Origin of the sequence: Sulfurimonas sp. HSL-1656, from assembly GCF_039645585.1 — a bacterium.
GTDB lineage: Bacteria > Campylobacterota > Campylobacteria > Campylobacterales > Sulfurimonadaceae > Thiomicrolovo > Thiomicrolovo subterrani.
Genome location: NZ_CP147915.1, coordinates 718,769 through 742,452, shown reverse-complemented (window position 1 = coordinate 742,452; position 23,684 = coordinate 718,769). Strand labels below are relative to the sequence as shown.

22 protein-coding genes and 1 tRNA gene are annotated in these 23,684 nt (G+C 59.5%); 7 read left to right on the top strand and 16 right to left on the bottom strand.

What is annotated here, in order from left to right:
* The first annotated feature begins 11 nt into the window (after positions 1 to 11).
* Positions 12 to 88: transfer RNA gene (locus tag WCX49_RS03755), tRNA-Thr, on the top strand.
* A gap of 43 nt (positions 89 to 131) precedes the next feature.
* Positions 132 to 566, top strand: coding sequence for a thermonuclease family protein (locus WCX49_RS03750; protein ID WP_345986241.1), 435 nt, complete (start codon positions 132 to 134; stop codon positions 564 to 566).
* Positions 567 to 674: 108 nt separating this feature from the next.
* Here the strand turns inward: WCX49_RS03750 and WCX49_RS03745 are convergent, their stop codons facing one another.
* Together WCX49_RS03745 and WCX49_RS03740 are read right to left on the bottom strand one after the other, a co-directional pair.
* Positions 675 to 983, bottom strand: coding sequence for a hypothetical protein (locus tag WCX49_RS03745; RefSeq protein WP_345986240.1), 309 nt, complete (start codon positions 981 to 983; stop codon positions 675 to 677).
* Between the two features lie 96 nt (positions 984 to 1,079).
* A complete protein-coding gene (locus WCX49_RS03740) occupies positions 1,080 to 1,739 on the bottom strand; it encodes a ferredoxin-thioredoxin reductase catalytic domain-containing protein (protein ID WP_345986239.1) in 660 nt (219 codons plus the stop codon).
* Positions 1,740 to 1,896: 157 nt separating this feature from the next.
* Between WCX49_RS03740 and WCX49_RS03735 the strand changes: the two genes are divergently transcribed.
* Entirely contained in the window at positions 1,897 to 2,877 is a 981-nt protein-coding gene (locus WCX49_RS03735) for a phosphatidylglycerol lysyltransferase domain-containing protein (protein ID WP_345986238.1), read from the top strand.
* The gene (gene rimI, locus WCX49_RS03730; protein WP_345986237.1) at positions 2,874 to 3,305 is read left to right on the top strand and encodes a ribosomal protein S18-alanine N-acetyltransferase; all 432 of its coding nucleotides are present in this window, start codon (positions 2,874 to 2,876) and stop codon (positions 3,303 to 3,305) included. The genes WCX49_RS03735 and rimI overlap by 4 nt, the downstream gene beginning before the upstream one ends.
* 86 nt (positions 3,306 to 3,391) lie before the next feature.
* Here the strand turns inward: rimI and WCX49_RS03725 are convergent, their stop codons facing one another.
* From WCX49_RS03725 to WCX49_RS03715, 3 genes are read right to left on the bottom strand one after another with little or no spacing between them, the layout of a single operon-like run.
* Positions 3,392 to 4,717: a sodium ion-translocating decarboxylase subunit beta gene (locus WCX49_RS03725; RefSeq protein ID WP_345986236.1), complete on the bottom strand. Its 1,326-nt coding sequence runs from the start codon at positions 4,715 to 4,717 to the stop codon at positions 3,392 to 3,394.
* 4 nt (positions 4,718 to 4,721) lie between these two features.
* Complete coding sequence (locus tag WCX49_RS03720; RefSeq protein ID WP_345986235.1) at positions 4,722 to 6,506, bottom strand: biotin/lipoyl-containing protein; 1,785 nt, start codon at positions 6,504 to 6,506, stop codon at positions 4,722 to 4,724.
* An 8-nt stretch (positions 6,507 to 6,514) separates the two neighbouring features.
* Positions 6,515 to 6,748: an OadG family transporter subunit gene (locus WCX49_RS03715; RefSeq protein ID WP_345986234.1), complete on the bottom strand. Its 234-nt coding sequence runs from the start codon at positions 6,746 to 6,748 to the stop codon at positions 6,515 to 6,517.
* Positions 6,749 to 6,963: 215 nt separating this feature from the next.
* Between WCX49_RS03715 and ppa the strand changes: the two genes are divergently transcribed.
* The 3 genes from ppa (at position 6,964) to WCX49_RS03700 (ending at position 10,504) form a co-directional block, all read left to right on the top strand.
* A complete protein-coding gene (gene ppa, locus WCX49_RS03710; RefSeq protein ID WP_345986233.1) occupies positions 6,964 to 7,479 on the top strand; it encodes an inorganic diphosphatase in 516 nt (171 codons plus the stop codon).
* A 3-nt stretch (positions 7,480 to 7,482) separates the two neighbouring features.
* Positions 7,483 to 7,788, top strand: a complete 306-nt coding sequence (locus WCX49_RS03705) for a hypothetical protein (RefSeq protein ID WP_345986232.1) — start codon at positions 7,483 to 7,485, stop codon at positions 7,786 to 7,788.
* A gap of 160 nt (positions 7,789 to 7,948) precedes the next feature.
* Complete coding sequence (locus tag WCX49_RS03700) at positions 7,949 to 10,504, top strand: HAD-IC family P-type ATPase (protein ID WP_345986231.1); 2,556 nt, start codon at positions 7,949 to 7,951, stop codon at positions 10,502 to 10,504.
* Positions 10,505 to 10,508: 4 nt separating this feature from the next.
* On the opposite strand, the gene WCX49_RS03695 is transcribed toward WCX49_RS03700, so the two are convergent.
* From WCX49_RS03695 to WCX49_RS03645, 11 genes are all read right to left on the bottom strand, one after another.
* Entirely contained in the window at positions 10,509 to 10,937 is a 429-nt protein-coding gene (locus WCX49_RS03695; protein ID WP_345986230.1) for a globin domain-containing protein, read from the bottom strand.
* Positions 10,938 to 10,998: 61 nt separating this feature from the next.
* Positions 10,999 to 12,222 carry a hypothetical protein gene (locus tag WCX49_RS03690; RefSeq protein ID WP_345986229.1) on the bottom strand — a complete coding sequence of 408 codons (1,224 nt, stop codon included), beginning with the start codon at positions 12,220 to 12,222 and terminating at the stop codon, positions 10,999 to 11,001.
* 91 nt (positions 12,223 to 12,313) lie between these two features.
* Positions 12,314 to 14,047: a bifunctional protein-serine/threonine kinase/phosphatase gene (locus WCX49_RS03685; protein WP_345986228.1), complete on the bottom strand. Its 1,734-nt coding sequence runs from the start codon at positions 14,045 to 14,047 to the stop codon at positions 12,314 to 12,316.
* Between the two features lie 70 nt (positions 14,048 to 14,117).
* Entirely contained in the window at positions 14,118 to 14,558 is a 441-nt protein-coding gene (gene cynS, locus WCX49_RS03680) for a cyanase (protein WP_345986227.1), read from the bottom strand.
* Positions 14,559 to 14,613: 55 nt separating this feature from the next.
* Positions 14,614 to 15,426, bottom strand: coding sequence for a formate/nitrite transporter family protein (locus WCX49_RS03675; RefSeq protein ID WP_345986226.1), 813 nt, complete (start codon positions 15,424 to 15,426; stop codon positions 14,614 to 14,616).
* Between the two features lie 405 nt (positions 15,427 to 15,831).
* Positions 15,832 to 17,751, bottom strand: a complete 1,920-nt coding sequence (locus WCX49_RS03670; RefSeq protein WP_345986225.1) for a ferredoxin--nitrite reductase — start codon at positions 17,749 to 17,751, stop codon at positions 15,832 to 15,834.
* Positions 17,723 to 19,021 carry a uroporphyrinogen-III C-methyltransferase gene (gene cobA, locus WCX49_RS03665; protein WP_345986224.1) on the bottom strand — a complete coding sequence of 433 codons (1,299 nt, stop codon included), beginning with the start codon at positions 19,019 to 19,021 and terminating at the stop codon, positions 17,723 to 17,725. Before cobA ends, WCX49_RS03670 begins: the two co-directional genes overlap by 29 nt.
* Before the next feature lie 96 nt (positions 19,022 to 19,117).
* Positions 19,118 to 20,341, bottom strand: a complete 1,224-nt coding sequence (locus WCX49_RS03660) for a hypothetical protein (RefSeq protein WP_345986223.1) — start codon at positions 20,339 to 20,341, stop codon at positions 19,118 to 19,120.
* Between the two features lie 141 nt (positions 20,342 to 20,482).
* Positions 20,483 to 21,274, bottom strand: a complete 792-nt coding sequence (locus WCX49_RS03655) for an ABC transporter ATP-binding protein (protein ID WP_345986222.1) — start codon at positions 21,272 to 21,274, stop codon at positions 20,483 to 20,485.
* Between the two features lie 10 nt (positions 21,275 to 21,284).
* Positions 21,285 to 22,091 carry a nitrate ABC transporter permease gene (gene ntrB, locus WCX49_RS03650; protein WP_345986221.1) on the bottom strand — a complete coding sequence of 269 codons (807 nt, stop codon included), beginning with the start codon at positions 22,089 to 22,091 and terminating at the stop codon, positions 21,285 to 21,287.
* Between the two features lie 34 nt (positions 22,092 to 22,125).
* A complete protein-coding gene (locus tag WCX49_RS03645; protein ID WP_345986220.1) occupies positions 22,126 to 23,526 on the bottom strand; it encodes a CmpA/NrtA family ABC transporter substrate-binding protein in 1,401 nt (466 codons plus the stop codon).
* Positions 23,527 to 23,684: the final 158 nt, after the last annotated feature.

The following is a 23,684-nucleotide window of genomic DNA, read 5'->3' as shown; positions in this document are numbered from 1 at the left end:
GGCCCCTGAATGCTGATGTAGCTCAGTTGGCTAGAGCACTTGATTCGTAATCAAGAGGCCGGGAGTTCGAGTCTCCCCATCAGCACCACTATCAATTTCTCCCAACGTTGGGACATAAAGCACGAACCTACTTGAAACTCTATCTGACTATTTTACTTGCATGCCACACCCTTACCGCGGCTTCGATCAACACCAAAAACTTCGGTTCCATGAGAGTCGACGAGGTTACGAGCGTTTATGACGGGGACACCTTCCGTGCCACAGTCAATGCATGGCCCCAGCTGATCGGCGAACGCATCGGCATCCGGATCAACGGTATCGACACCCCGGAGATGAAAGGGAAGTGCCAGGCCGAGAAGCTGATGGCCCGCAAAGCCAAGCAGCATACGATCGCCCTGCTCCACAACGCAAAAGTGGTTGAACTCCGCAACATGAAACGCGGCAAATATTTCCGCGTCGTGGCGGATGTTTATGCGGATGGGAAGAGTATCGGGCAGAGCCTCATTACGAGCGGCCTGGCCGTTCCGTATGACGGAGGGACAAAGACGAAGGATTGGTGTCGCTGATGATGACACCCCAGGACTGCTTCGTGAAACTTTTTACCTCGAAAAGTTCATTTCGGGTATAACGAAACAGTGGATCATGGGGAACAAAACCCGTTCCCTCTGGACGTCTCAATAGCGGTCCAGGACCGTCCCGTTGCTGTCCATGACGGAGTGTTTGAAGCGCAGACCGTTTGCCGTCGTGCCTTCGAACTGCGTCGAAAAGGCGCTGTCTTCGATCGGTGCGGTGATCGTCTGGAGGTACTGCCCTTTCCCGTCGTAGATCTTGATGACTACGGTCCCCGTTTCGCAGGTGGACGAACCGTTGATCGTAACGACCTTGATCTGCGGGACCTCTGCATATTTGACGGCATAGACGGCACATTTGTCCACCGCCAGCAGTGATACGGTAAGTCCGAGCATGAGTGCGAGCTTTTTCATGGTATCCCCCTTTTTGACTATTATATATCAATATCTACAGTATAGGGAAAATCGCTTTAGATTTTAAAAACCCCTCCGTACCTGGCGAGAAGAGGTCTACTGTCCGCAGCTTCCCGATGTGCCCTGCGCGTTTCCGCCTTCCAGGTCCAGGGTCACGGCGATGCCGTCTCCCGTCTCCGCTTTGGAGAAGCCGTAGCCCCTGAACGCGGCGATGGTCTCCAGGTTCTTCGCCTCCTGATCGCGTTCGACGATCATGCGCAGCGTCTTGCCGCCGTACCCGTTGAGCGTCGCTTTCATCTGGTGCATGGCGTCGGGGATGGGCAGGCCGCGGCGCGGGTCGAGCGGCATGCCGCGCGTGTCAAGCACGCCCTCTTTCATGTTCAGCGGCACGCGGTACTCCCCCATCAGGCGCTGCGAAGAGGCCTTCCAGCCCGCCTTGTCGAGGTCCCCGCGACCGAACAGCGCGCAGTGGCAGGTACCGTACTCGTCGATCTCGTCGTCGATGAACTCGCAGGGGCAGCACATCTGCTTGTCGAGCTTCGCGTCCCCCGAAGGCTCGAAACAGGGGCAGTAGCGCTTACCGAAGGTCGCCTCCATCTCGCTCAGCCACACTTCGAGGTTCTTGCTCATCATCAGGCTGGGGTTGATGGCATACCCTTTCTGCGCGGCGTACTTCACGATCCAGCGGTGCTGTTTTTTGACCGCGTCACGGTACTTCCAGTAATCTTTCATGAATCCGATCATCATTTTTAGCATATTCAATCCTTTTTGCAAAGCAATTATACTGCGTCAATGTTAGAGAAGTGCCCTTGTTTGCGCGGGTTTGCGGCTCCGAAAATTTCCTTGACGCAAACGGCGAAAAGCGGAGTAAAATTCCGCCCAAATATTTCCGTCTCAAGGACACCCCAACCCCATGGCGAACCTCGTCATCAACAAGCAGGAACTTAAACCCTTCGGCCTCAAAGCCAAACCTATCCTGGAAAAATTTCTGGGAAAGGTCGACGTCGACATCAGCGACTACACCTTCGCCGCCAACTACATCTGGCTGGGGAACAGCAGCGGCTTCTATGCCCTCATCAACAAATGTTTCTGTCTCTTCGTCATGACGGGAGGGGAGCTGACGATGCTCCTGCCGCCCATCGGGAAGAAGAAGAACGTCGACAAGGCGATCGTACAGTGTTTCGAGATCATGAATGCGAACAACTCCTCGCCCTACTACGCCCGTATCGACTACGTGCAGGCATCGACCGTCGAAGAGTTCATCCAGAGCGAAGACGAAGCGCAGAGCATGTTCGAAATGCTCGAACACTACATCCTCGAGAAGAAGCTCGTCGATTACGTCTATGAAGTCGACAAGCTTATCGAGCTGCGCGGCAACAGCTACCATACGAAGCGCACTGAGATCAACCGTTTCCGCAACTCCTATCCCGACGCCTATGTCGAGGAGCTCGACAGCGAGAAGCACTTCGACGGCATCATGGCGCTCTTCAACAAGTGGGTTTCCGACCGGGTGAAATATATGCCGAGGGAGGAGGCGGAAGTCTTCCTCGAAGGGATCCACCAGGAGCGCCACGCCGTCAAGCGGATGCTCAAGCACTACGAAGCGCTCCAGCTGACGGGGCTCGTCATCTATATCGACGGGGAGATCAAGGGCTTTACGGCAGGGGAGCGCATCAGCAACGACACCGCCTGCGTCATCATCGAAAAGACCGACTTCGAAGTGATGGGGTGCGCGCAGTATATCTTCCGCGAATTCTCGAAACTGCTCAAGGAGAAGTACGGCATCACCTATATCAACGTCGGCGACGACATGGGGTTCGAGAACCTCAAGAAGGTGAAGATGTCCTACCGCCCCTTCAAGCTGGTGCCCAAATACACCATCTACCAGAAATGACGGTCAGGGCTGCCGTTGCTGCCGATGCCGCGGCGCTAGAGTGCCTGGAGAAGAGGCTCTTCAGCGAGGCGAACTATCCGCTCAGCCGCCGGGCATTCTACTACCATATCCGCCACAGCCTGCTGCTCGTCGCCCAAAGCGAAACGGGGGAGATCGCCGGCTATATCCTCGCCCTGGTACGGCGGCGCGAACCGAAGCTCTACTCTCTCGGCATTGCCCCGGAGTACCGCGGCAGGGGCATCGCCTCACTGCTGCTGGAACAGATGTTCACCGGACTGTCACGGCGCGGCTTTGCCCACATGCTTCTGGAAGTCAGATGCGACAACCACGCGGCGATCGCTCTCTACAGACGTTTCGGTTTCGAAACCCTCAAGACCTTAAAAGCCTTCTACCGCGACGGCTGCGATGCCTGCCTGATGCGGCGCTGATCTGCATTATGACACTGTAAAAAAATAGGGGATCGGTTAGAAGAAGCTGTTCCGGGAAGCCCCGGAAAGCGAAGGTGTTTCTGCGCTTACGCGAAGATACTGATCATGACACCCGCGGCGACGGCGGAACCGATGACACCCGCGACATTCGGGCCCATCGCATGCATGAGCAGCATGTTGTTGCGGTCGTATTCCATACCGACTTTGTTGGAGACGCGCGCCGCCATCGGGACGGCGGAAACCCCTGCCGAACCGATAAGCGGGTTGATCTTCGTCCCCGGGAAGAGGTTCATGATTTTCGCCATGATGACCCCCGCGGCCGTACCGACGGAGAAAGCGACCAGGCCCAGGGCCAGGATCGCCAGGGTATCGGCGACGAGGAACTGGTCCGCGGCGAGCTTGGAGCCGACGCCGAGGCCGAGGAAGATCGTGACGATGTTGATCAGGGCGTTCTGCAGCGTGTCAGAGAGACGCTCGACAACGCCGGACTCTTTGAGGAAGTTACCGAAAGCGAACGCACCGATCAGCGGCGTGGAATCCGGAAGAACCAGGATCGCCAGGACAAGGACCATGATCGGGAAGATCAGTTTCTCCATGCGGCTGACGTGGCGCAGCGTCGTCATCTTGATCTTGCGCTCTTTGGCGTTGGTAAGCGCTTTCATGATCGGAGGCTGGATGATCGGTACTAGCGCCATATAGGAGTAGGACGCGACCGCGATCGCCCCCAGCAGCTCCGGCGCCAGTTTCGTCGCGATGTAGATCGACGTCGGGCCGTCCGCACCGCCGATGATGGAGATGGCGGATGCCTGCTGGAGTGTAAAGTCAAAGAGGTCCGTGTACTGCGACAGCGCGACCGCCCCGACGAGGGTCCCGAAGATCCCGAACTGCGCGGCACCGCCGAGCAGCGCCGTTTTCGGGTTGGAGAGCAGCGGGCCGAAATCGGTCATCGCCCCGACACCCATAAAGATGATAATCGGGAAGAGTTCGTTCGCGAGACCCGCCTGGTAGATAACGCCCAGGAAGCCGTGCGGCCCGGCGATGTCGGCGACGGGGATGTTCGAGAGCAGGCCCCCGAAGCCGATCGGCAGCAGGAGCAGCGGCTCAAAGCCTTTGGCGATCGCCAGGTAGAAGAGGACAAAGGCCACCAGGATCATGATGACGCGCCCCCACCCTTTGTGGAAATCGCTCATCGGTTTACCCAGGGCGCTCATCTCGTCCGGATTGGGAAAGAGGATCGCATAGACACCGGTTGACTTGGCAAAATTGGCCAGAAGGTGGCCGATGCTCTGCGACTCGTATGCTTTCTGCTCCACGGCCGGCGCCTCATGCGCGCCATGGGCATCGGATGCCGACGCCGACACGGCGCCGAACAGCGACAATGCCAGCAGCAGTTTGATAAACAGTGTTCTCATCCGCTTATCCGATTACCGCGACAACCTGGCCTTCGACGACCTTATCGTTGACGTTGACGTTGATGGACTTGATGACGCCGCCGCGCGGTGCAAGGACATCGATCTCCATTTTCATGGATTCGAGGATCATGATCTTTTCGCCTTCCGCGACGCTCTGGCCCGGGTTGGCAACGACTTTCCAGACGTTGCCCGGCAGGAGTGCCTTGATCTCTTCGCCTTCACCGGCCGGTGCCGCTGCAGGTGCCGCCGCTTCGCCCTGAACCGCTGTCACCTGGATATTTGCATCGCCCTCGGCGACCTGAACGCTGAATTTCTGACCGTCGACGACGACTGTGTAGTTTCCTGAACCCATACCTGTGCACTCCTCTTTTTCGTTTTGCATTTCGGAAAGTTTGCGGACGTTGACTTCCGCTTCACCTTTAAGGAAGGTGATCCCTTTTTCATCACAGGCTGCTGCGATGAAGATGTTCTCTTCAGTGGTTTCGATCCCCTCTTCTTCAAGACGCTTGGTCCAGAAGGCGACGGATTTCTTTTCGTCTTTGTCGGCGAGATCGATCGCCTTTTCCGTGGTCGGCTCCAGTCCGAGCTGCTCCGCGGCGATCTTGACGACCTCGGCATCCGGTGCCACCGGCGTTTTGCCGAAGTAGCCCAGGACCATACGGCCGTAACCCGGTGCGATCTTCTTCCACGGCCCCATCAGGGTATTGTTGAGCGCCTGCTGGAAATAGAACTGTGATACCGGCGTCACGGAAGTACCGTAACCGCCTTTTTCCACGGCTTCGCGCATCGCGAGGATCGCATCGTGGAACTTGTCCATCATGTTGTTGTCGCGCAGCATCTGCGTGTTCGCCGTCAGGGCGCCGCCCGGCATCGGGGAGAACTGGATCAGCGGTTCGACCATGGTCGCTTCCGGCGGGATGAAGTAGTCCGCCAGACACTCTTTGAGCGTCGCTTCGTATTTGAGGATCTTCTCGAAATCGAAGCCGAAGTCATAATCCTTGCCTTTGATGGCGTGCATCATCACCAGCAGGTCCGGCTGGCTCGTACCGCCGGAGACCGGGTGCGCGGCGGCATCGATACCGTCCGCGCCCGCTTCGAGGGCTGCGAGGTTCTGCGCGACGCTGATACCGGCAGTCTCCTGCGTGTGCAGGCGGATATGCGTCCCTTCCGGCAGCAGTCTGCGTGCCATCTTGATCGTCTCGTAGACTTTCTGGGGGTTGGCAGTACCGGTCGCGTCTTTGAAACAGACGGAGTCGTACGGGATCTCCGCATCGAGGATGTCGCGGAGAATCTTCTCGTAGAAATCCACGGTGTGCGCCCCTTCGCATCCCGGGGGGAGGTCCATCATCGTCACGACGACTTCGTGCTTCAGGCCGTGGTTGACGATGCTGCGGCCACTGTCAATGAGGTTGTTGACGTCGTTGAGAGCATCAAAGTTGCGGATCGTCGTCGTCCCGTGCTTTTTGAACATCTTTGCGTGCAGGTCGACCAGCTCGCGGCTGCCCGTGTCGAGCATGACCGTGTTGACGCCGCGCGCCAGCGTCTGCAGGTTCGCGTCGGGACCGACGATCTCGCGGAACTTGTCCATATTGTCAAAAGCGTTCTCGTTGAGGTAGAAATAAGGCACCTGGAAGCGTGCGCCCCCGCCGAACTCGAAGTGGGTGATCCCCGCCTCTTTTGCCGCTTCGACCGCCGGCAGGAAGTCGCCCAGCAGTACCCGTCCGCCGAAAACCGACTGAAAGCCGTCGCGGAACGTCGTATCCATCACGTCAATGAATTTTTTCGCCATGCCAATCCTTACTTAGTGTTGTGGTGGTGAATGGCCGCGGCAATCGCCGCCACCTTCTTCAGTTTATCCGCCGCTGCCGGAGCGGACTTTCCCGACTCTGCCGCCTGCGGTTCCGGGAAATAGCGGTGAATGATCTTCGACATCACATTCATCGAAAAAATCATCAGCGTGAGGAACAAAAAGACGATGCCCATACCGAGCATCATGAATTTGAGCCCCTCGGCTACGAGGTTCACTTCCATGATCTACCCTTGTTACAGTTTTGAAAGCCTGCGCTTTCATCAAAATTACTCGGCTTATAGTATAGAAAAGAAGATAAAAACCGTATGATATAACCGCAAAATCCGATCCCCCTAAGCCTGGACTGTTACCATACGCCGCCATCCGGTTTGGAGCCCTACAGGGATTTTAGAGGTCTGCTTTGCTACAATCACGCCAAATATTTTTGGAGAACGCTATGGATTTGAGCAAAATCGGTTACGGAGAAAACCCGGACAAAGTCAAAGCGGTGATCGAGATCCCTTACGGGTCCAACATCAAGTATGAAATTGAAAAAGAGAGCGGTGCCGTCGTCGTCGACCGCGTCATGCACTCTGCAATGTACTATCCGGCCAACTACGGTTTCGTCAACAAGACCCTTTCCCAGGACGGCGACCCGGCAGACGTTCTCGTTCTGACCGAGTACCCGATGCAGGCCGGTTCCGTCGTGAACTGCCGCCTGATCGGTGTACTGATCATGGAAGACGAAAGCGGTATCGATGAGAAACTGCTGGCCGTGCCGGTCTCCAAGATCGACCCGACTTTCGAAGAGATCCAGGACATCGACGACCTGCCGAAACACACTCTGGCGAAGATCAAGAACTTCTTCGAAACCTACAAAGCGCTCGAGCCGGGCAAATGGGTCAAGGTCAAAGACTACCAGAACAAGGCTGCTGCGACCAAAATCCTCCAAGACGCCATCGAGAACGCCTAAACAGTGCTCTTCGGTCTTTTCGAACAGGACCTCATTGCCGTCGCCCTCCTCGGGGTGGTGGCGAACTTCATTTTTTCTTTCCTTTTCAGCTGGCACCTTATGCAGAATATCGGTGTGGAAACCATGCTGGAAACCCGCGGGAAAAAACCGCAGGGATGGCTCGCGGGGCTCAGCCTCGCCGTCCCCTTTGCCAAGATGGTGCTGACGCTCTACCGCGTCGCCGTTTTGCAACTCTATTTCCTGAACCGGGGCTACAGTTACCGGGACTACTGGGTCTACCTGACCCGGGATGAAAGCGAGCAACCATGAATCCGACCAATCCACCTCTCGACGGGGACATCAACCTGCTTATCTGGGGTGTCACCTTCGGCGTCTTGATCGTCGTCGCCCTCGGCCTTGCCTTTTTCAACCGCGACAAGGGCTGAACGCCGCCGTACCGATTCGCCTGATCTCCTGATACAATAGGTGTATGGAATTCGACGCGCACCATACCCTCGGGATCGACACGACCTTCAGGCATTTTGACTGCACCAGCAGCGGCCTGAGTACGGCAGAGGCCGCTATACGCCTGAAGCGCGACGGCCCCAATACCCTGCCGGTCGCCCCTCCGACGCCCCTGCTGCGCATAATCTTTTCCCAGTTTAAAAATCCCATTATCCTGATCCTGCTTATCGCCGCTTTGATCAGTTTCGGTATCGGAGAACATCTTGATGCCTGGTTCATCCTCGCCGTACTGATCATCAACGCCGCCATCGGGACGGTGCTCGAACACAGCGCCGACCGGCAGGCCCATGCCCTGCGGCACAGCGTCACGACCCTCGCCAAGGTGCTCCGAGACGGCAAAGAGGAGCTCATCGATGCCGCGGGGCTGGCGCTGGGCGATATCGTGGTGATCGAGAGCGGGGACAAGGTCCCGGCCGACCTCAGACTGATCCACACCTATCACCTCTCCGCCGACGAGTCGCTGCTGACCGGCGAGTCCCTGGAAGTCGGCAAGGATGCCACGGCCATTTTCGATGATCCCGATCTCCCCCTGGGCGACCGCAGCAACATGCTCTTCGCCGGGACCTATATTACCAGCGGGCGCGCCAGGGGCATTGTCAGCGCCGTCGGGCTGCATACGCAGATCGGGCGGATCGCCGAACTCCTCATCGGGAAATCCGCCGTCAAAGTCCCCCTCATCGCGCGCCTGGAAGCCTTTTCCCTCAAGATCGCGGCCGCCGTCGGCGTCATCTCCCTGCTGATCATCGCACTGTCGCTCTTCCGAGGGACCCCGCTGCTCGAGGTCTTTTTCCTCACGGTCGCCCTCTTCGTCTCCGCCGTTCCCGAAGGGCTTCCCGTCGCCATCACCGTCGCCCTCGCCTCGGCGGCGGTCGCCATGTCCCGGCGCAGCGTCATCGTCCGCAAACTCCCGGCCATCGAAGCACTGGGTTCCTGCACCCTCATTGCCACCGACAAGACGGGGACGCTGACCCAGAACCGGCTCAGCGTCGAATCTTTTGAGGGGGCGGCAGACCCGGTAAAGGCACTCGAAGCAGTCGTCATCGCCAACGAAGCCTACCGCAACCGCCAGGGAACCTTCGGCGGCGACCAGGTCGACGTCGCCCTGGCCCTCTACGCACAGCGGCAAAACGCGGCCATACTGGAGCGGATGGAACGTCCGAAAACCGATCTCATCCCCTATGAGCCCGCCCAGAAGTATTCCGGTGCGGTGATCGAGACGGAGACGGGCTACTTTGCCGCCGTTAAAGGCTCGCCCGAAGTCATCCTCGCGGCCTGCAGCATCGACCCTTCCGAACGCGACATACTCCTCGCTGAGGTCAACAGCCTGGCCCGGGAGGGGTACCGCCTCATCGGGGTCGCCTATGCCGACACCGCGACGCCGCACCTCCAAGAAGCCATGGCATCAAAGCACTTCATCTGGGCAGGCCTTGCCGCCATCACCGACCCCCTGCGCGACGGCGTGGAGACCGCCCTCGCCCACTGCCACGAAGCCGGTATCACGGTCGTCATGGTCACGGGCGACCACCCTGAAACGGCGCTGCATATCGCCAAGCGGCTCAACATGGCAGCGGGGATGCAACAGGTCATGGACGGGGAGGCGCTCAGCCACTGGTATGAGAACGGGGGCGATCCGGCCTCCCTGGCCGACATCCGCGTCTTCGCCCGCGTCTCGCCGGAACAGAAGCTGCAGATCGTCCGCGCCTTCCAGGGGCTGGGTCACTATGTCGCCGTCACCGGTGACGGTGTCAACGACGCCCCGGCGCTCAAAAGCGCCCATATCGGCATCGCGATGGGAAAAAGCGGCACGGACGTGGCCAAGGAGAGCGCCGACCTGATTCTCACCGACGATGCCTTTACCTCCATCGTGGGCGGCGTCGAGGAAGGGCGCCGCGCCTATGACAATATCCGAAAGGTCGTCCACCTGCTCATTTCCACCGGGCTCGCCGAGATCATCCTCGTGCTGCTCTCCCTCGCCTTCGCCACCCCCGTGCCGCTACTGCCCATCCACCTGCTCTGGCTCAACCTCGTCACCAACGGCATCCAGGATGTCGCCCTGGGGCTGGAACCGGCCGAACCGCACGTGCTCAAGCGCGGTCCGCGCCCGCCCAAAGAGCCCATTTTCAACGCCCTGATGATCCAGCGCATCGTCCTCGGCGCCGCCTATATGGGGCTGATCGGTTTCGGGGTTTTCTATACGCTGCTCGCACAGGGTGTCCCGGTGGAGTCCGCGCGCAACGACACCCTGCTGCTGATGGTCCTCTTTGAGAACCTGCACGCGTTCAACAGCCGGAGCGAAACGCGCTACCTCTTCAAGGTCAGCCATTTCAAGAACCTGCTGCTGCCGCTCTCGATCATTGCCGCGCAGGCCGTGCATATCGCCGCCATGCAGCTTCCCTGGACGCAGCAACTGCTCTCGCTGGAACCGGTGTCGCTGCAGGTCTGGACGGAACTGCTGCTGTTTTCGTTTGGGTTGGTGGTCGTGATGGAGGCGGAGAAGTTCGTCCGCCTAAGAAGGAAGTAAGCCTTTACGCCGTGGCGTAAAGCGCTGTTTCACGGGCAATCAGAAGATCGCCGAGGAAGAAATAGGCCTCTTTCCAGGCGCTCAGCACTTCATCCGTCGCCGCCTCACCGAGCACTTCTTTCACGGCGGTGAGCAGCGATACCCCGACGACGGGGTAGTGTTCAGGCTGTACGCCGGCACGCACATGCGACTGCGCCATCTTCTCGAGAGCCGCTCCGAGGAGCTCCGGCTTTTCGATATTGGCGGCATAGGCCCCGACGGCTGCGGCCAGTTTCTTGTGCTGGTCCGGCGACGCGTCTTTGAAGAGCAGCTGCGTTTCCGGGTAGTGCTCGAAAAGGATCTCATACATCCTTTCCGTAATCGCTTCCGCGTTTTCCGCGACGGGCTTCGCCGTCGCCTTGATGATCTCGATCGTTTCCTGGGACAGACTCATGGTCAAACTCCTTTGTCGTCTTTAGGACGCGGCGGCCGGAGGCGGCACCGCGCCTGTCGGTTTATTTCGTCGCGAACTTGTAATCGAGCTGGAGCCACGCTTTGGTGACGTCATTGCCCGTGTCGCCTTTGGAATAGAAGGCCGCCTTCGCCAGGAAGGCGAGGTCCTTGACACCCGGGACACTGTTTGCGTACAACACGTCGAACTCGCTTCCAAGGTCCTTGTTTACGCCGGAGAGCGCATCGAACTTGTGGTAAAGCCCCAGGAGTTTCCCGAAGCCCGGCGCGGCATAACCGAGTTTGACGCTCAGGTCTGCCAAACCGTCGTTGTTGCTACCGGCCGTGCGCCCGAGGAAGACGTCCGCCCACCCCTGGAACTTGTGCAGGGTCGCCAGCGGGGTCGTGAAGCCCTTGGTGCTGCTGCCGGAAGCATCGCCGAGGACTTCATACTCCGCCCCGGCGATGAGGCCGGAGATATTCGCCCCCAGGGCAACATCGTAATAGGAAGCGTCGATCTTCGGCGCGGTGTCGAGGGCATAATCGAGCGTCGCGTCCGTCTGCATCGCGTAGGAGGCCGCGTAATCGAACTTGATCCCCTCGACCGGCACGACGCCGCTGACGCGCACGCCGTAGGTATCGTGAATGTCGGCCAGCATATAGTCAAACAGACTGACGGTGAGCGCATCCCCCGCCTTGTAGTTAACGTTGAGCAGCGCCGAACCCGTATCGGTCGTCGGGTTACTGTTGACCCCCTGGTAGCCGTAGACCCATGCGCCCAGCAGCGTCAGCCCTTCGACGGATTTGTTGACAACCGTCACCGTGTCGTAGGCACGCTCCATCTGGCGCCAGCCGACGGTACCCACGAAGCGCTGGTCGTCGAGGTTGACGAAGGAACGCCCCGCGAGCAGGGTCGTGTCGGCCGCCGTGTAGGCCAGGTAGCCTTCGGTCAGGATCGCCTGCTGCGGGTCGAGGATCGTGTCATAGGTCGCATCCTGCGGTGCGTAGTCGTTGTAGCCGAAGTTGTTGACCGAAGTCATCCCCACTTTGGCGGTGAGTCCTTCGAGGCCGAAGAGCGTCCCTTCGACCGCGAGGCGCGTCCGGGCCGTAAAGGCGTTGGCCGTATCGAGGCCGTTATCCTTCACATCCGCCATCTCGTAGCGCGGGCGGATCTCGCCGCTCACCTTCATACCGTCCAAAATCGCAATACTCTCTTCGGCTGCCGCCGCCGTATTCATTCCAGCAATCATCAACGGCGCTGCCGCCAGGGATATCATCCATTTTTTCATATAGTTATTCCTTTAGTTATTCGTGCGAGGGTGTACCTCTGAGCAACGCCGCGCCACCTGTGCGGAGCTCCCCAGAAATACGCCGGGGTCTTCACCCGCCCAGGCACTGCGCCGCCACCATGACGAGGGCGAACCCGAGCAGAAGGGAGACCCCCTGCCAGAAACGGGCCGGGTCGCGTTCGATCAGCGGCGGCCTCCCCTTTTTCAAGAAGGCACGGTTAGGATGGCGCAGGTCATAGACGAACTCGGCGACATCCTCGTAGCGGCGCTCGGGGACCGGGTCGAGCGCCTTGCGCAGTGCCTCGTCGAACCAGACCGGCACGCCGCTCCCCTCCGTCGCGAGCGGCACGTATTTGAGCTTTTTCTGCTCAGAACGCCGCTTGGTCCGCGCCACGTTGAGACCGTAGGGGGAGCTGCCCGAGAGCATCCGGTAGAGGATCGCCGCCAGCGAGTAGAGGTCCGAGCGCGGCGTGCCCGCTTCACCCAGGAAATACTCCGGCGCCGAGTAGTGCGCCGTGCCGGGCATCTGTACCTCCTCGCGCTCCGGTACCGTCTCCTGGATCCCCTCTATTTTCACCGACCCGAAGTCGATGATCTTGAGCGTCCCCGTGGCGTCGATCAGGATATTCTCCGGGCGCAGGTCCTGATGCACCATCTCGCGGCGGTGCAGCGCGAGCAGGCCCCGTGCGATCTGTTCGGCAAAACGCCGGACCGTCTCGAGATCGGGACGGGGGTTGTCCGTCATCCACTGCGCCAGCGACTGTCCCTCCACATACTCGGTCACGGTGTAGAGGTAGGCGCGCGGGCGCTGCTGCGGGTAAGCCTTGAGCAGGTGGGCATTGCTGACCCGGCGGGCGATCCACTCTTCGGTCAGGAACCGCTCCACCTGTGTGCGGTCGTGCTGCAGCTCCGTCGCGAGGGTCTTAAGCACCGCTGGCGTGTCGGTCTGCGTGTCGACGGCCAGGTAGACATGGCTGCGGCTCGTCCTGCTGAGCGTGCGCACGATGCGGTAGCCGTCAAAATCCGCCCGGGGTTCGAGCAGCGGCGCGAAGGGCTTTTCGATCACCTCCTTGTAACGCTCGTCGATCGCCTGTTCCGGCAGGGCGTCGATGCGCAGGAGCATCAGCGTCAGGTTGTCCCCGCTGCCGTTTTCCAAGGCCCGGTTGACCAGCGCCTCCGCCGCAGCGTCGTAATCGTCGCCGCACGCCTGCAGCGTTTGCAGGATATCCTTGTCAAGGATATGCTCGTAGACCCCGTCGGTCATCAGGAAAAAGATATCCCCCGCTTCCGCACTCAACACGGCATGGTCGATGATGAGCTGCGAATCCATCCCCATGGCCCGGCTAAGGTAGCTCTCGTTCTGCGAGATCCGCAGGCGGTGGTCTTCAGTCTGCTGCTCCAGCACCCCGTCGCGCAGCCGGTAGATCCGCGCATCGCCGATATGAAAAAGGTGTACGCTCCTGCCCCGCAGCACCAGGGCGCTGAAGGTACATACGTACCCCTTGTCCATGTCGAAGCGCTCCGGCCCCCGCCTGGTCTGGGCATAGAGCCAGGAGTTCGTCGCCTTGAGCACCTGCTGGGCCGCCCGGCCGACCGACCAGGTCTCCGGGGTGCTGAAGTAATCCTCCAGAAAGGAGGCGACGGCAACCTGGCTGGCGATCTGGCTCACCTCGCTGCTGCTGATGCCGTCGGCCAGCGCCGCGGCCGCCCCCTTGGTGCAGAGCAGCGTATCGTCGGGGATGCGCAGATCGTGAAAATCCTGGTTCAGGGGCTTGCGCCCTTTGTCGGTGTGGCTTCCGACGGTGAGCTTCACGGCTGTATTCATCGCTTGATCATCTTTGTCGGACTCCTTTTGAACACGGCCGCCACTGCGGCGATGCTCAAAAAAAGTCGTGTTACCACGACTTGTAGGGCAAAAACTTGCCGTTCATGGTGATCACGACACGGTCACCCGCCGGATTCTCCTCTTTGTCGATATCCATGGAGAAGTCGATCGCACTCATGATGCCGTCGCCGAATTTCTCGCCGACAATCTCCTTGATGGTTTCGCCGTAAACGCCGACGACTTCATAGAGGCGGTAGATGAGCGGGTCGGTCGGAACGGTCTGGTCCCACTTCTTGTTGGGGAACTCCTGCAGCGCTTCGGAGACCGCGGCATCCAGCCCCAGGACTTCACACAGCTTTTCCGCCGGCTCGGGCTTCAGGCTGTTCATGCCGAGGCACGCCGATGTCAGGAACACGGAACCGAGACCGACCTTCTCGGAGATCGCCTCCCAGCCCAGACCGCTGCTTTTTTTCGCCGCCATAATCGTTTCAGTCATTTCAAGTTTTGTCATAAAAAATATTTCCTTTTTGTTTTTGAATGGATGCGGCCGGGGCCGCTATGCCGGGTTACCCCAGCACACGTTTCGGGCTTGTTCTGACGTGTGTTGCGTAGAGCGTCAGACCCGTAAACGCCAGACCGCCGACCAGGTTACCCAGTGCAACCGGAACCTCGTTCCAGAGGATGTAGTCAGTGATCGTGAAGTTACCGCCCATGATCAGGGAGAACGGGAACAGGAACATGTTGACGATGGAGTGCTCGAAGCCCATGAAGAAGAAGAGCATGACCGGCATCCACATCGCCAGGAACTTGCCGCTGACCGTCGTGGAGATCATCGCACCGACGACACCCATGGAGACCATCCAGTTACAGAGCATGCCGCGGACAAAAACCGTAAACCAGCCGGAAACACCGTGGGACTGGTACCCCAGCGTACGCGCTTCACCGATGCCCGCCACTTTCTTGGCGATCTCGCCGCCGTCCGTGTCAAAACCGTATGTAAAAATAAAGGCCATCATAAACGCGACCGTCAGGGCGCCCATCAGGTTCCCCAGCGCCACCAGACCCCAGTTACGCAGGATCTGGGCTATCGAAACGCCCGGACGTTTGTCCAGCCATGCCAGCGGGACGAGGACGAAAACACCCGTGAGCAGGTCAAAGCTCATGAGGTAGAGCATGATGAAGCCGACCGGGAAGAGCATCGCGCCGACCAGCGGTGAGCCTGTCTTCATTGCGACCGTCACGGCGAAGACCGCCGCCAGTGCCAGGATAGCCCCCGCCATATAGGCGCGGATGAGGGTGTCCTTTGTGGACATATAGACTTTCGATTCTCCCGAATCGACCATTTTTGTTACAAATTCGCTTGGAGCCAAATAGGCCATTGGATATCTCCTTATCGTGTTGTTGATCGAAGCCGCTTCCCGACCCCGCTCGCCTGTTCGGAGAGCGGCATCGGCAAGGGCGTGGTCCTTCTGTCCAGCAGTGCTGTAAGCGCTACCACGGTCCGATCAACCTGAAAAATTCTAGCGCTTAAATTTCATTCTACAGTGCAGGAAATTGTATGTAATTTGTACACAAATCTTATTATTTTCTGAACACTAAAACTGTTTATGATGGAGCATAGTGATTAAAAATAGAACTTAACAGCTTTTTCACAAAAAATTTTTGCTGCCAGCTTTGTACGGAGATTTGTCGGCGGCTCCGCTAGACGTATGTGTGCTGAAAAAATGTCTCTGTGATGGAAGCGCCCGGTGAGAGGGGACGCCGTGCAGGGGTTTTCCCCCGCTTCAGGATTGGAAAAGTGCCACGAAACCGTTGACTTCGGTAAAGGCTTTGGCGCGGAGATTGGCATTGGGCTCGAGCATCTTTACAACCATCCGGGCCAGGTTGGGGTCAATACCGGGGCCGTCGAGCGCTGTCATATCGAGCCGCTCCCCCTCTCCTGGCATATAGTGCGCCTGCAGCGGGTAGGCGGTTTCACCGGTCAGTTTTTTGTAGAGCCGGCAGCCGAAGTCGAAGAGCTCGAACGATTCGTTCCGGCCGCTTTTCGCCCCCGTTTCAAACCCGAATTCAAGCGCATTCGTTTTGTCGCGCAGGTAGGCCTGCAGCTGCATAACGAAACCGATCGCCGCGGGCGAATAGTGGGCCAACACCCGGTCGTGGAACTGCCCGAAACTCTCCCCCGCGTTGCGCAGGCGCCGGTACTCGCGCATCAGCGACTCGACGTGGTAGCGTGCGTAGCGCAGCGGCACGGACTTCAGGACGCTGTAGCCCTCCTGCCCTTCGGCAGTAAGTTTGCCCCCGAGGGTGATGTGCACCCCGTGCTCCGTCTCGCCGTTCACTTTGGCCTTGCACCCCTCGAAACCGACGTCGCCGACCCCGTGCAGGCCGCACCCCTTGACACAGCCCGACCAGTGCATCCGCACGCGGCCGCCCTCCAGCGGTACCGCGCGGCTGAGGTACTCGGCCATCTCGATGGCGTCTGGTTTGTTCGGGATGACGCCGAAGGGACAGTGTTGCTCGCCGGCGCAGGCGATCAGGTGGTTGAAATAGGGGCTGGAGACGCTCTTGTAGGTCTCGAAAAACGGCGTCTCCATCAACGCCTCGTAACGGACGGCATCCACCCCGAGAAGGTAGAGGCTCTGTTCGATGTCGAGGCGCACACGCCCGTCGCCGAACGTCTCCGCCGCCTCCGCCGCGGCGACAAGGTCGCTGCCGCTGAAGACGCCGGAGGGGATGACGGCATGGACGGCGAAGGTACCGTTGTTGAGCTGGACCCGCCCCTGGTCGGGGTCGTTGTTGTCAAGCTGCGTCAGCGTCTCCCCGGCCGTGGCGAAGTCGATACCCGCCTTTTCGCGGATGGCCGCGGCGAGGGCCTCCATCCCCACCGCCTCGATGAGGAAGTGAAGACGGTTCTTGTTGCGGTTGTCGCGGAATCCGTAATCACGGTAGAGCTCGATGAGGGCCCGGAACATCGCCACGGCCTCCGCCTCGTCGCGCACGAAGATGTCGGCATTGCGCGCGATCACCCCGACCCGGCCGCCGAGGTAGACGTTGTAGCCGTAGACACCATCCTTTTGCGCCAGTACGAAGCCGCAGTCCTGTCCGAAGATGTTGCAGCGGTTTGCGAGTGACCCGCAGACCCCCGTATTGAACTTGCGCGGCAGGGCGCTCATCCATTCCCAGTGGCCCAGGAAAAGCTCTTGCAGGCTCAAGAGCAGCCCCTGCGACGGCAGGATGTTGTCGAACGCCACCCCGTCGAGGGGGTCGTTGACCATATTGCGGAAGTTGTCCACCCCCGTATGGAAGGTCGTCAGCCCCACCCTTTCAAGGCGATCCAATATCTCCGGCATCGCCTCGATGCTCAGATAGCGCAGCACGATCTGCGCCCGGGTCGAAATGTCCATGTAGTCCTGGCCGAACGCTTTGGCGATCTCGCCGACGGTGCGCGCCTGGGCGGCATCCATCTGGCCGCCTGGGATGCGCACCCGCATCATAAAGCGCTCCGGGGTCATCGGGCGGTCGAAAATGCCGAAGCATTTCAGGAAGTAGCCGAGGTCCTCTTTGGGGATGCTGCCGTACCCCCCTTTGGCGTACTCGGCGATCTGCTCGAACGCCTCTTTGGGGGTTTTGAGCGCCTTGGTCTGCTCGACCTTGTTCGTTTTGGTGTTCCGGGCTTCAGAGGCCGCTTGCAATACGCTGATCATAGCACTCCCCTTCGTTGATGTACTGCGGCAGCACCGCGTGCAGGTTGACGACGTCGCCGAAGACGATGATCGCGGGACGCGGGGCGTTTGCGGCCACCGCCGGCAGCCCTTCAAGCGTGGTGATGAAACGCTGCTGGTCCCGCCGGGAGGCGTTGGAGATGACGGCGCAGGGCATCGCTGCGTCCGCGCCCGCTTCCAGCGCCTTCTCTACGATCTCGTTGGCGCGCGAGACCCCCATCAGGACGATGGTCGTATGGTTTTTCAGTTTGAGCAGGTCGATCCACTCCGTGTTGATGCGGTTGCCCGCCAGGTGCGCAGAGACGATGGAGAGGTTTGCCGCGTACCCCCGCGCCGTCGGGGCGATGCCCGCGGCAAGCGGTCCGGCGACGGCCGAGGAGATCCCCGGGACGACTTCGACCCGGATCCCCTCTGCGGCCAATGCCTGGGCCTCTTCCGCCCCGCGCCCGAAGATGTAGGGGTCCCCCGCCTTGAGCCGGGCGACCTCCAGCCCCTTCTGCGCATACTCGATCAGGAGTGCATTGATCTTCTCCTGCTTGATGCTGTGGTGTCCCTTGCGTTTGCCGACATGGATGACCATCGTCGCCTTGGGTATCAGCGCCTTGATCTCGTCGCTGACGAGGTGGTCGACGAAGACGACGTCGGCTTCCGTGATAAGGCGGTACGCCTTGAGCGTCAGCAGGTCGACGTCCCCCGTGCCGCAGCCGACGAGGTGCACCCGACCGAGCTGCCGGTTCGCCTCGGCTTTGAGCGCCCCGGGGCGGATCTGCCCGGCGAGGCGCTCGCGCATCGCCTTTTGGCCCAGTGCGGCCAATGATGCGGGCAGCATCCGGGCGATCTTGTCGCGAATGGCCTGGGCTACTGCCGGCGAGCTCCCGCTGGAGCTCACCGCAATCTTGACCGGCCCCTGCTCGATCAGCGCGGCAAAGAAGAAGTCGCATTGCTCCGGGACGTCGACGACGTTGAGCAGGAAACGCTGCCGCTGCTTGAGCGCCGTCAGCATCGCCGTCACCCCGGCGTTGCCGGTGGCATCGATGATGATGCCGTACTCCCGGCAATCCTCCTCCGTCACGGAACGTTCACACGCCTCCGGGACAAGCGAGCGCATCGCCTCGCTGCAGCGCGCGGCGATGACGTCGAAATCGATCTTGTTGCGGCGCATCACCTGCGCCTTTTGCAGGGCGACCGGCCCGCCGCCTATCAGCAGTATCTTCGGGTTGTGCAGCACAACGGGAAGGGTAATTCTTTGCATCATGAATCCTTCGTATGTTTTTTAATGCGCCTTCGGTGGTGAAGATGCGTCAAAAAACATGACCGTCGCCGGCGGCCGGAGCGGCCGCACGAACGCTTATTTGATCATAAACTTGTAATCGAGCTGGGCCCAGACCTTGGTGACGTCGTTGCCCGTGTCGCCTTTGGAGTAGAAAGCCGCCTTGGCCAGGAACGCGAGGTCCTTGACGCCCGGGACCTTGTTCGCATAGAGCACGTCAAACTCGCTGCCGAGGTCCTTGTTTGCGCCGGAGAGGGCGTCAAACTTGTGGTAGACGCCCAGCACTTTCCCGAAGCCCGCCGCGGCATATCCCAGCGTACCGCTCAGGTCCGCCAGACCGTCGTTGTTGCTTCCGGACGTGCGACCGAGGAAGACGTCGGCCCACCCCTGGAACTTATGCAGGGTCGCCAGCGGGGTCGTGAACCCTTTCGTGCTGTTGCTTTCGGCGTCTCCCAGCACCTCGTACTCCGCCCCGACAATGAGGCCGGAGATGTTCGCGCCCAGGGCGATGTCGTAGTAGGCAGCATCGATCTCCGGCGCATCATCGAGGGCGTAGGTCAGCGAGGCGTCGCTCTGCTTGGCATAGGAGGCCGCATAGTTCAGCGTCACGCCGTCCAGGGCGATATCCCCGGAGACGCGCAGACCGTAGGTGTCGTGAATGTCTGCAAGCATATAGCCGAACCCCGTGACAGAGAACGCCTTGCCCGCCGAGTACGTAGCGTGTAGGAGCAGCGAGCCCGTATCGGTCGTCGGGTTGCTGTTGACCCCCTGGTAGCCGTAGACCCACGATCCCAGCAGCGTCAGCCCTTCGACGGACTTGTTGACAACCGTCACCGTGTCGTAGGCACGCTCCATCTGGCGCCAGCCGACGGTACCCACAAAGCGCTGATCGTCGAGGTTGACGAAGGAGCGCCCCGCGAGCAGCGTCGTATCCGCCGCCGTGTAGGCCAGGTACCCTTCGGTCAGGATTGCCTGCTGCGGGTCGAGGATCGTGTCATAGGTCGCATCCTGCGGTGCGTAGTCGTTGTAGCCGAAGTTGTTGACCGAAGTCATCCCCACTTTGGCGGTGAGTCCTTCGAGGCCGAGGAGCGTCCCTTCAACCGCGAGGCGCGTCCGGGCCGTGAAGGCGTTGGCCGTATCGAGGCCGTTGTCTTTGACGTCCGCCATCTCGTAGCGCGGGCGGATCTCGCCGCTCATTTTCATTCCGTCCAGGAGGACGATCTCTTCGGCCGCCGACGCGGCCACACCCATACTTCCCACAATAACCGGCACGGCGGCCAGCGACAACATCCACTTCTTCATTCAATTTATCCTTCTAAAAACTCGAGGCGGCACCTCTGGAGAGCCCCGCATGATGCCACGGGACTCCCCAGAAGGGCGAGCGACTTTTTAATGCCGCGGAAACGTATTCCGCCGGCTACTTAGTGCTTTGAAAAGCAGTGTTTATTCGTCTTCCTTGGCGAACTTCTCGTAGAGGAAGCTCAGGATCGCTTCGCGGCAGCGGACGTATTCGGGGTCCTTCTGCAGCGCCACGCGGTCGCGGGGGCGTTCCAGGTTCACTTCCAGGATCTCGCCTACCGTCGCTTCCGGGCCGTTGGTCATCATGATGACCCGGTCGGAGAGCAGGACCGCCTCGTCGACATCGTGGGTGATGATGATGACGGTGTTCTGTACGTCCTGCTGAATGCGCATCAGGTGCTCCTGCAGGTTGGCCCGCGTCAGCGAATCGAGCGCCCCGAAGGGCTCGTCCATCAGCAAAACGTCGGGTTTGATGGAGAGCGCCCGTGCGATGCCGACGCGCTGCTTCATCCCCCCGCTGATCTCGCCGGGGTATTTGTCCTTGGCGTGGTCGAGGTTGACCAGGTTCACAAACTTCATGACCCGCGCGGCGACTTCATTCTTGTTCAGTTCCGGCATTACCTTTTTGACGGCCATCTCGATGTTCTGGTAGACCGTCAGCCACGGCAGCAGCGAGTGGTTCTGAAAGACCACCGCACGCTCCGGGCCGGGGCCGCCGATCTCCTTGTTGTTCAGGAAGATCCCGCCGGCCGTGTTGAGGTCGAGCCCCGCGATCATGTTGAGCAGGGTCGACTTGCCGCACCCGGAGTGCCCGATGATCGAAATGATCTCGTTCTTTTTAATCTCCAGGTCGACGTCCCGGACCGCTACGTACTCTTTCCCGCCCGGGAGCGGGAACACCTTGTCGACATGTTCCAGTGAGAGAAATTTACCCATGCTGTCCTCCTCAGGCGCGTTTTCGGTAGTCGAAGAAATCGGCGATCTTGCCCATGATGACGTCGAGGATATACCCCACGACACCGACGATGATGATCCCGATAATGATGTTCGGGTAGTTCAGGTTGTTATACTCGTCCCAGATCCAGAACCCTATGCCGATCCCGCCGGTGAGCATCTCCGCGGCGACGATGACGAGCCAGGCGATCCCGAGGCTCAGGCGCATCCCCGTAAAGATATAGGGGACCGCGACCGGCAGGATGATCTTGCGGATCGTCTCCAGCGGCGTGAACTGCAGGACCTTCGCGACGTTGAGGTAATCCTGGTCGACGCTGCGCACCCCCAGCGAGGTGTTGATGATAATCGGCCAGATCGACGTAATAAAAATCGTCGCGACCGCCGTCAGGTTGATGTCCTGGAACACCATCAGCAACAGCGGCAGCCACGCCAGCGGCGAGACGGGCTTGAGGATCTGGATATAGGGGTTGAGCGCCTGCATGAAGCTCTGGCTCATCCCGATAATCAGCCCCACCGGGATTCCCACGAGGATCGCCAGCGCAAAGCCGCCGAAAACGCGACCGAGGGAGTTGGTGATCTGCCAGGCGATCCCTTTGTCGTCCTCGTTCTCCACGTAGAACGGGTCGGAAAGGACCCCTTTGATCTCCATCTCTTCGGCATTGACGCCCCCGAAGGCCGCGACCCAGGTGTAGTAAGGGGTCGGGAACTCCTCGACGTTGTTGGCCACCAGCTGCCACCCCGCCAGAATGGCGAAGAGCACCATCAGCGGCAGTGCGATTTTTTTAATTATTTTTTGCATCATGTTTTCCTGTTTTCAGCACAAACGGCCGGACTTATTTGGTGACGTATTTCGGGTCGGCACAACCGGCAGGACCGTACGGGCAGACATAGTCGGGCTGCGCCGTTTTCAGACTTCCCTCCCAGCCGTTGACCGCCTTGAGCTCGGACTCGCTGACTTTGGGATGCGTGACTTTGAAGCTGTAGATGTACTCCACCGCCGCATTCGGGTCGAACACCTTGCCGTCCATGAACATGTTGTACTTGTCCACCCCGTCTTTTTTCCACGGGCTCGGCGGCAGCGCATAGCCCACCTCTTTGGCCGCGATCTCGAACAGGTCGGGGCGGTAGGTTTTCTCGATGACGGCTTTCATGTCGACAGGCTGCTCCAGCTGGCCCCAGCGGTACATCTGCGTGATGAACCACATACCGTGGCTGTAGAAGGGGTAGGCCGCATAGTAGTTGGCAAAGACGTTGAACATCGGGTTGGGCTCGGACTCCTGCCCTTTGAGGTACTGGAAGGTCCCCGTCATCGACTTTTCAAGCACGTCGACAGGCGCCTTGACGTAGTTGGGCTTGCTCAGGATCTTCGCCGCCTCTTTGCGGTGTTCCCAGCTCGCATCGAGCCACATCTGCGCTTCGATGATCGCCTTCATGACCGCCTTGGTCGTCTCCGGGTTCTTTTCCACAAAGTCCGCGCGTGCCTGCAGCACCTTCTCGGGGTTGTTGTTCCAGATGTCGTAGTTCGTGACCAGGGTGGAACCCTTCTTTTTCAAAACGACGCGTTCGTTCCACGGCTCCCCGACGCAATACCCTTCGATGTTCCCGGCAATGAGGTTCGAAGGCATCGTCGGCGGCGGGAAAGGCTTGATCGTCGCATCGGCTTCCGGGTCGATGCCCGACGTCGCCATCCAGTAGCGCAGTTCGTAGTTGTGCGTGGAGACCGGGTGGACCATACCGAAGTCGAGCGGCTTGTACTTGCCGCCCTCTTTTTGATGTTTGGCATCGATGTACTTTTTCAGCGACTCGGAGCCCAGCGGGCGTTTCTTGTCATCCATGCCGTACTTTTTCATCTGCTTCATGATGTTGTTGCCGAAGGTGATGCCGTTGCCGTTGAAATCGAGGCTCAGCAGCGCGACCAGGTTCGCATCACCGTTGATGCCCAGCGTCGCCGCGATCGGCATCCCCGCCAGGGCGTGCGAGAAGTCGTACTCGCCGTTGATGACCTTCTGCTGGATCCCCGGCCAACCGCCGCCCTCTTTGACGACGTGGACGTCCAGGCCGTACTTGTCAAAGAAGCCCTTCTCCTCAGCGATAACGATGGGAGCACAGTCCGTCAGCGCGATAAAGCCGATGGTCAGCTTCTTCTTTTCGACGTCCGCCATCAGCGTCGTCGCCGCCAGCCCGAGGGTAAGTCCGGCCAGTGTCAAACCTTTCAATCCAGATGCACTTTTCATTGCTTTAACCTTTATTTTTTTTGAAACTCTGTTTCGGTTGCACCATTATGGCATGCTATAGGGATGAATTTAACTATTTATTTGTATGTTTTTTATACAATAGTCTTAATATTTTCTTAGCAAAGTATGTCATAATACGTCAGCAACAACGAAATATC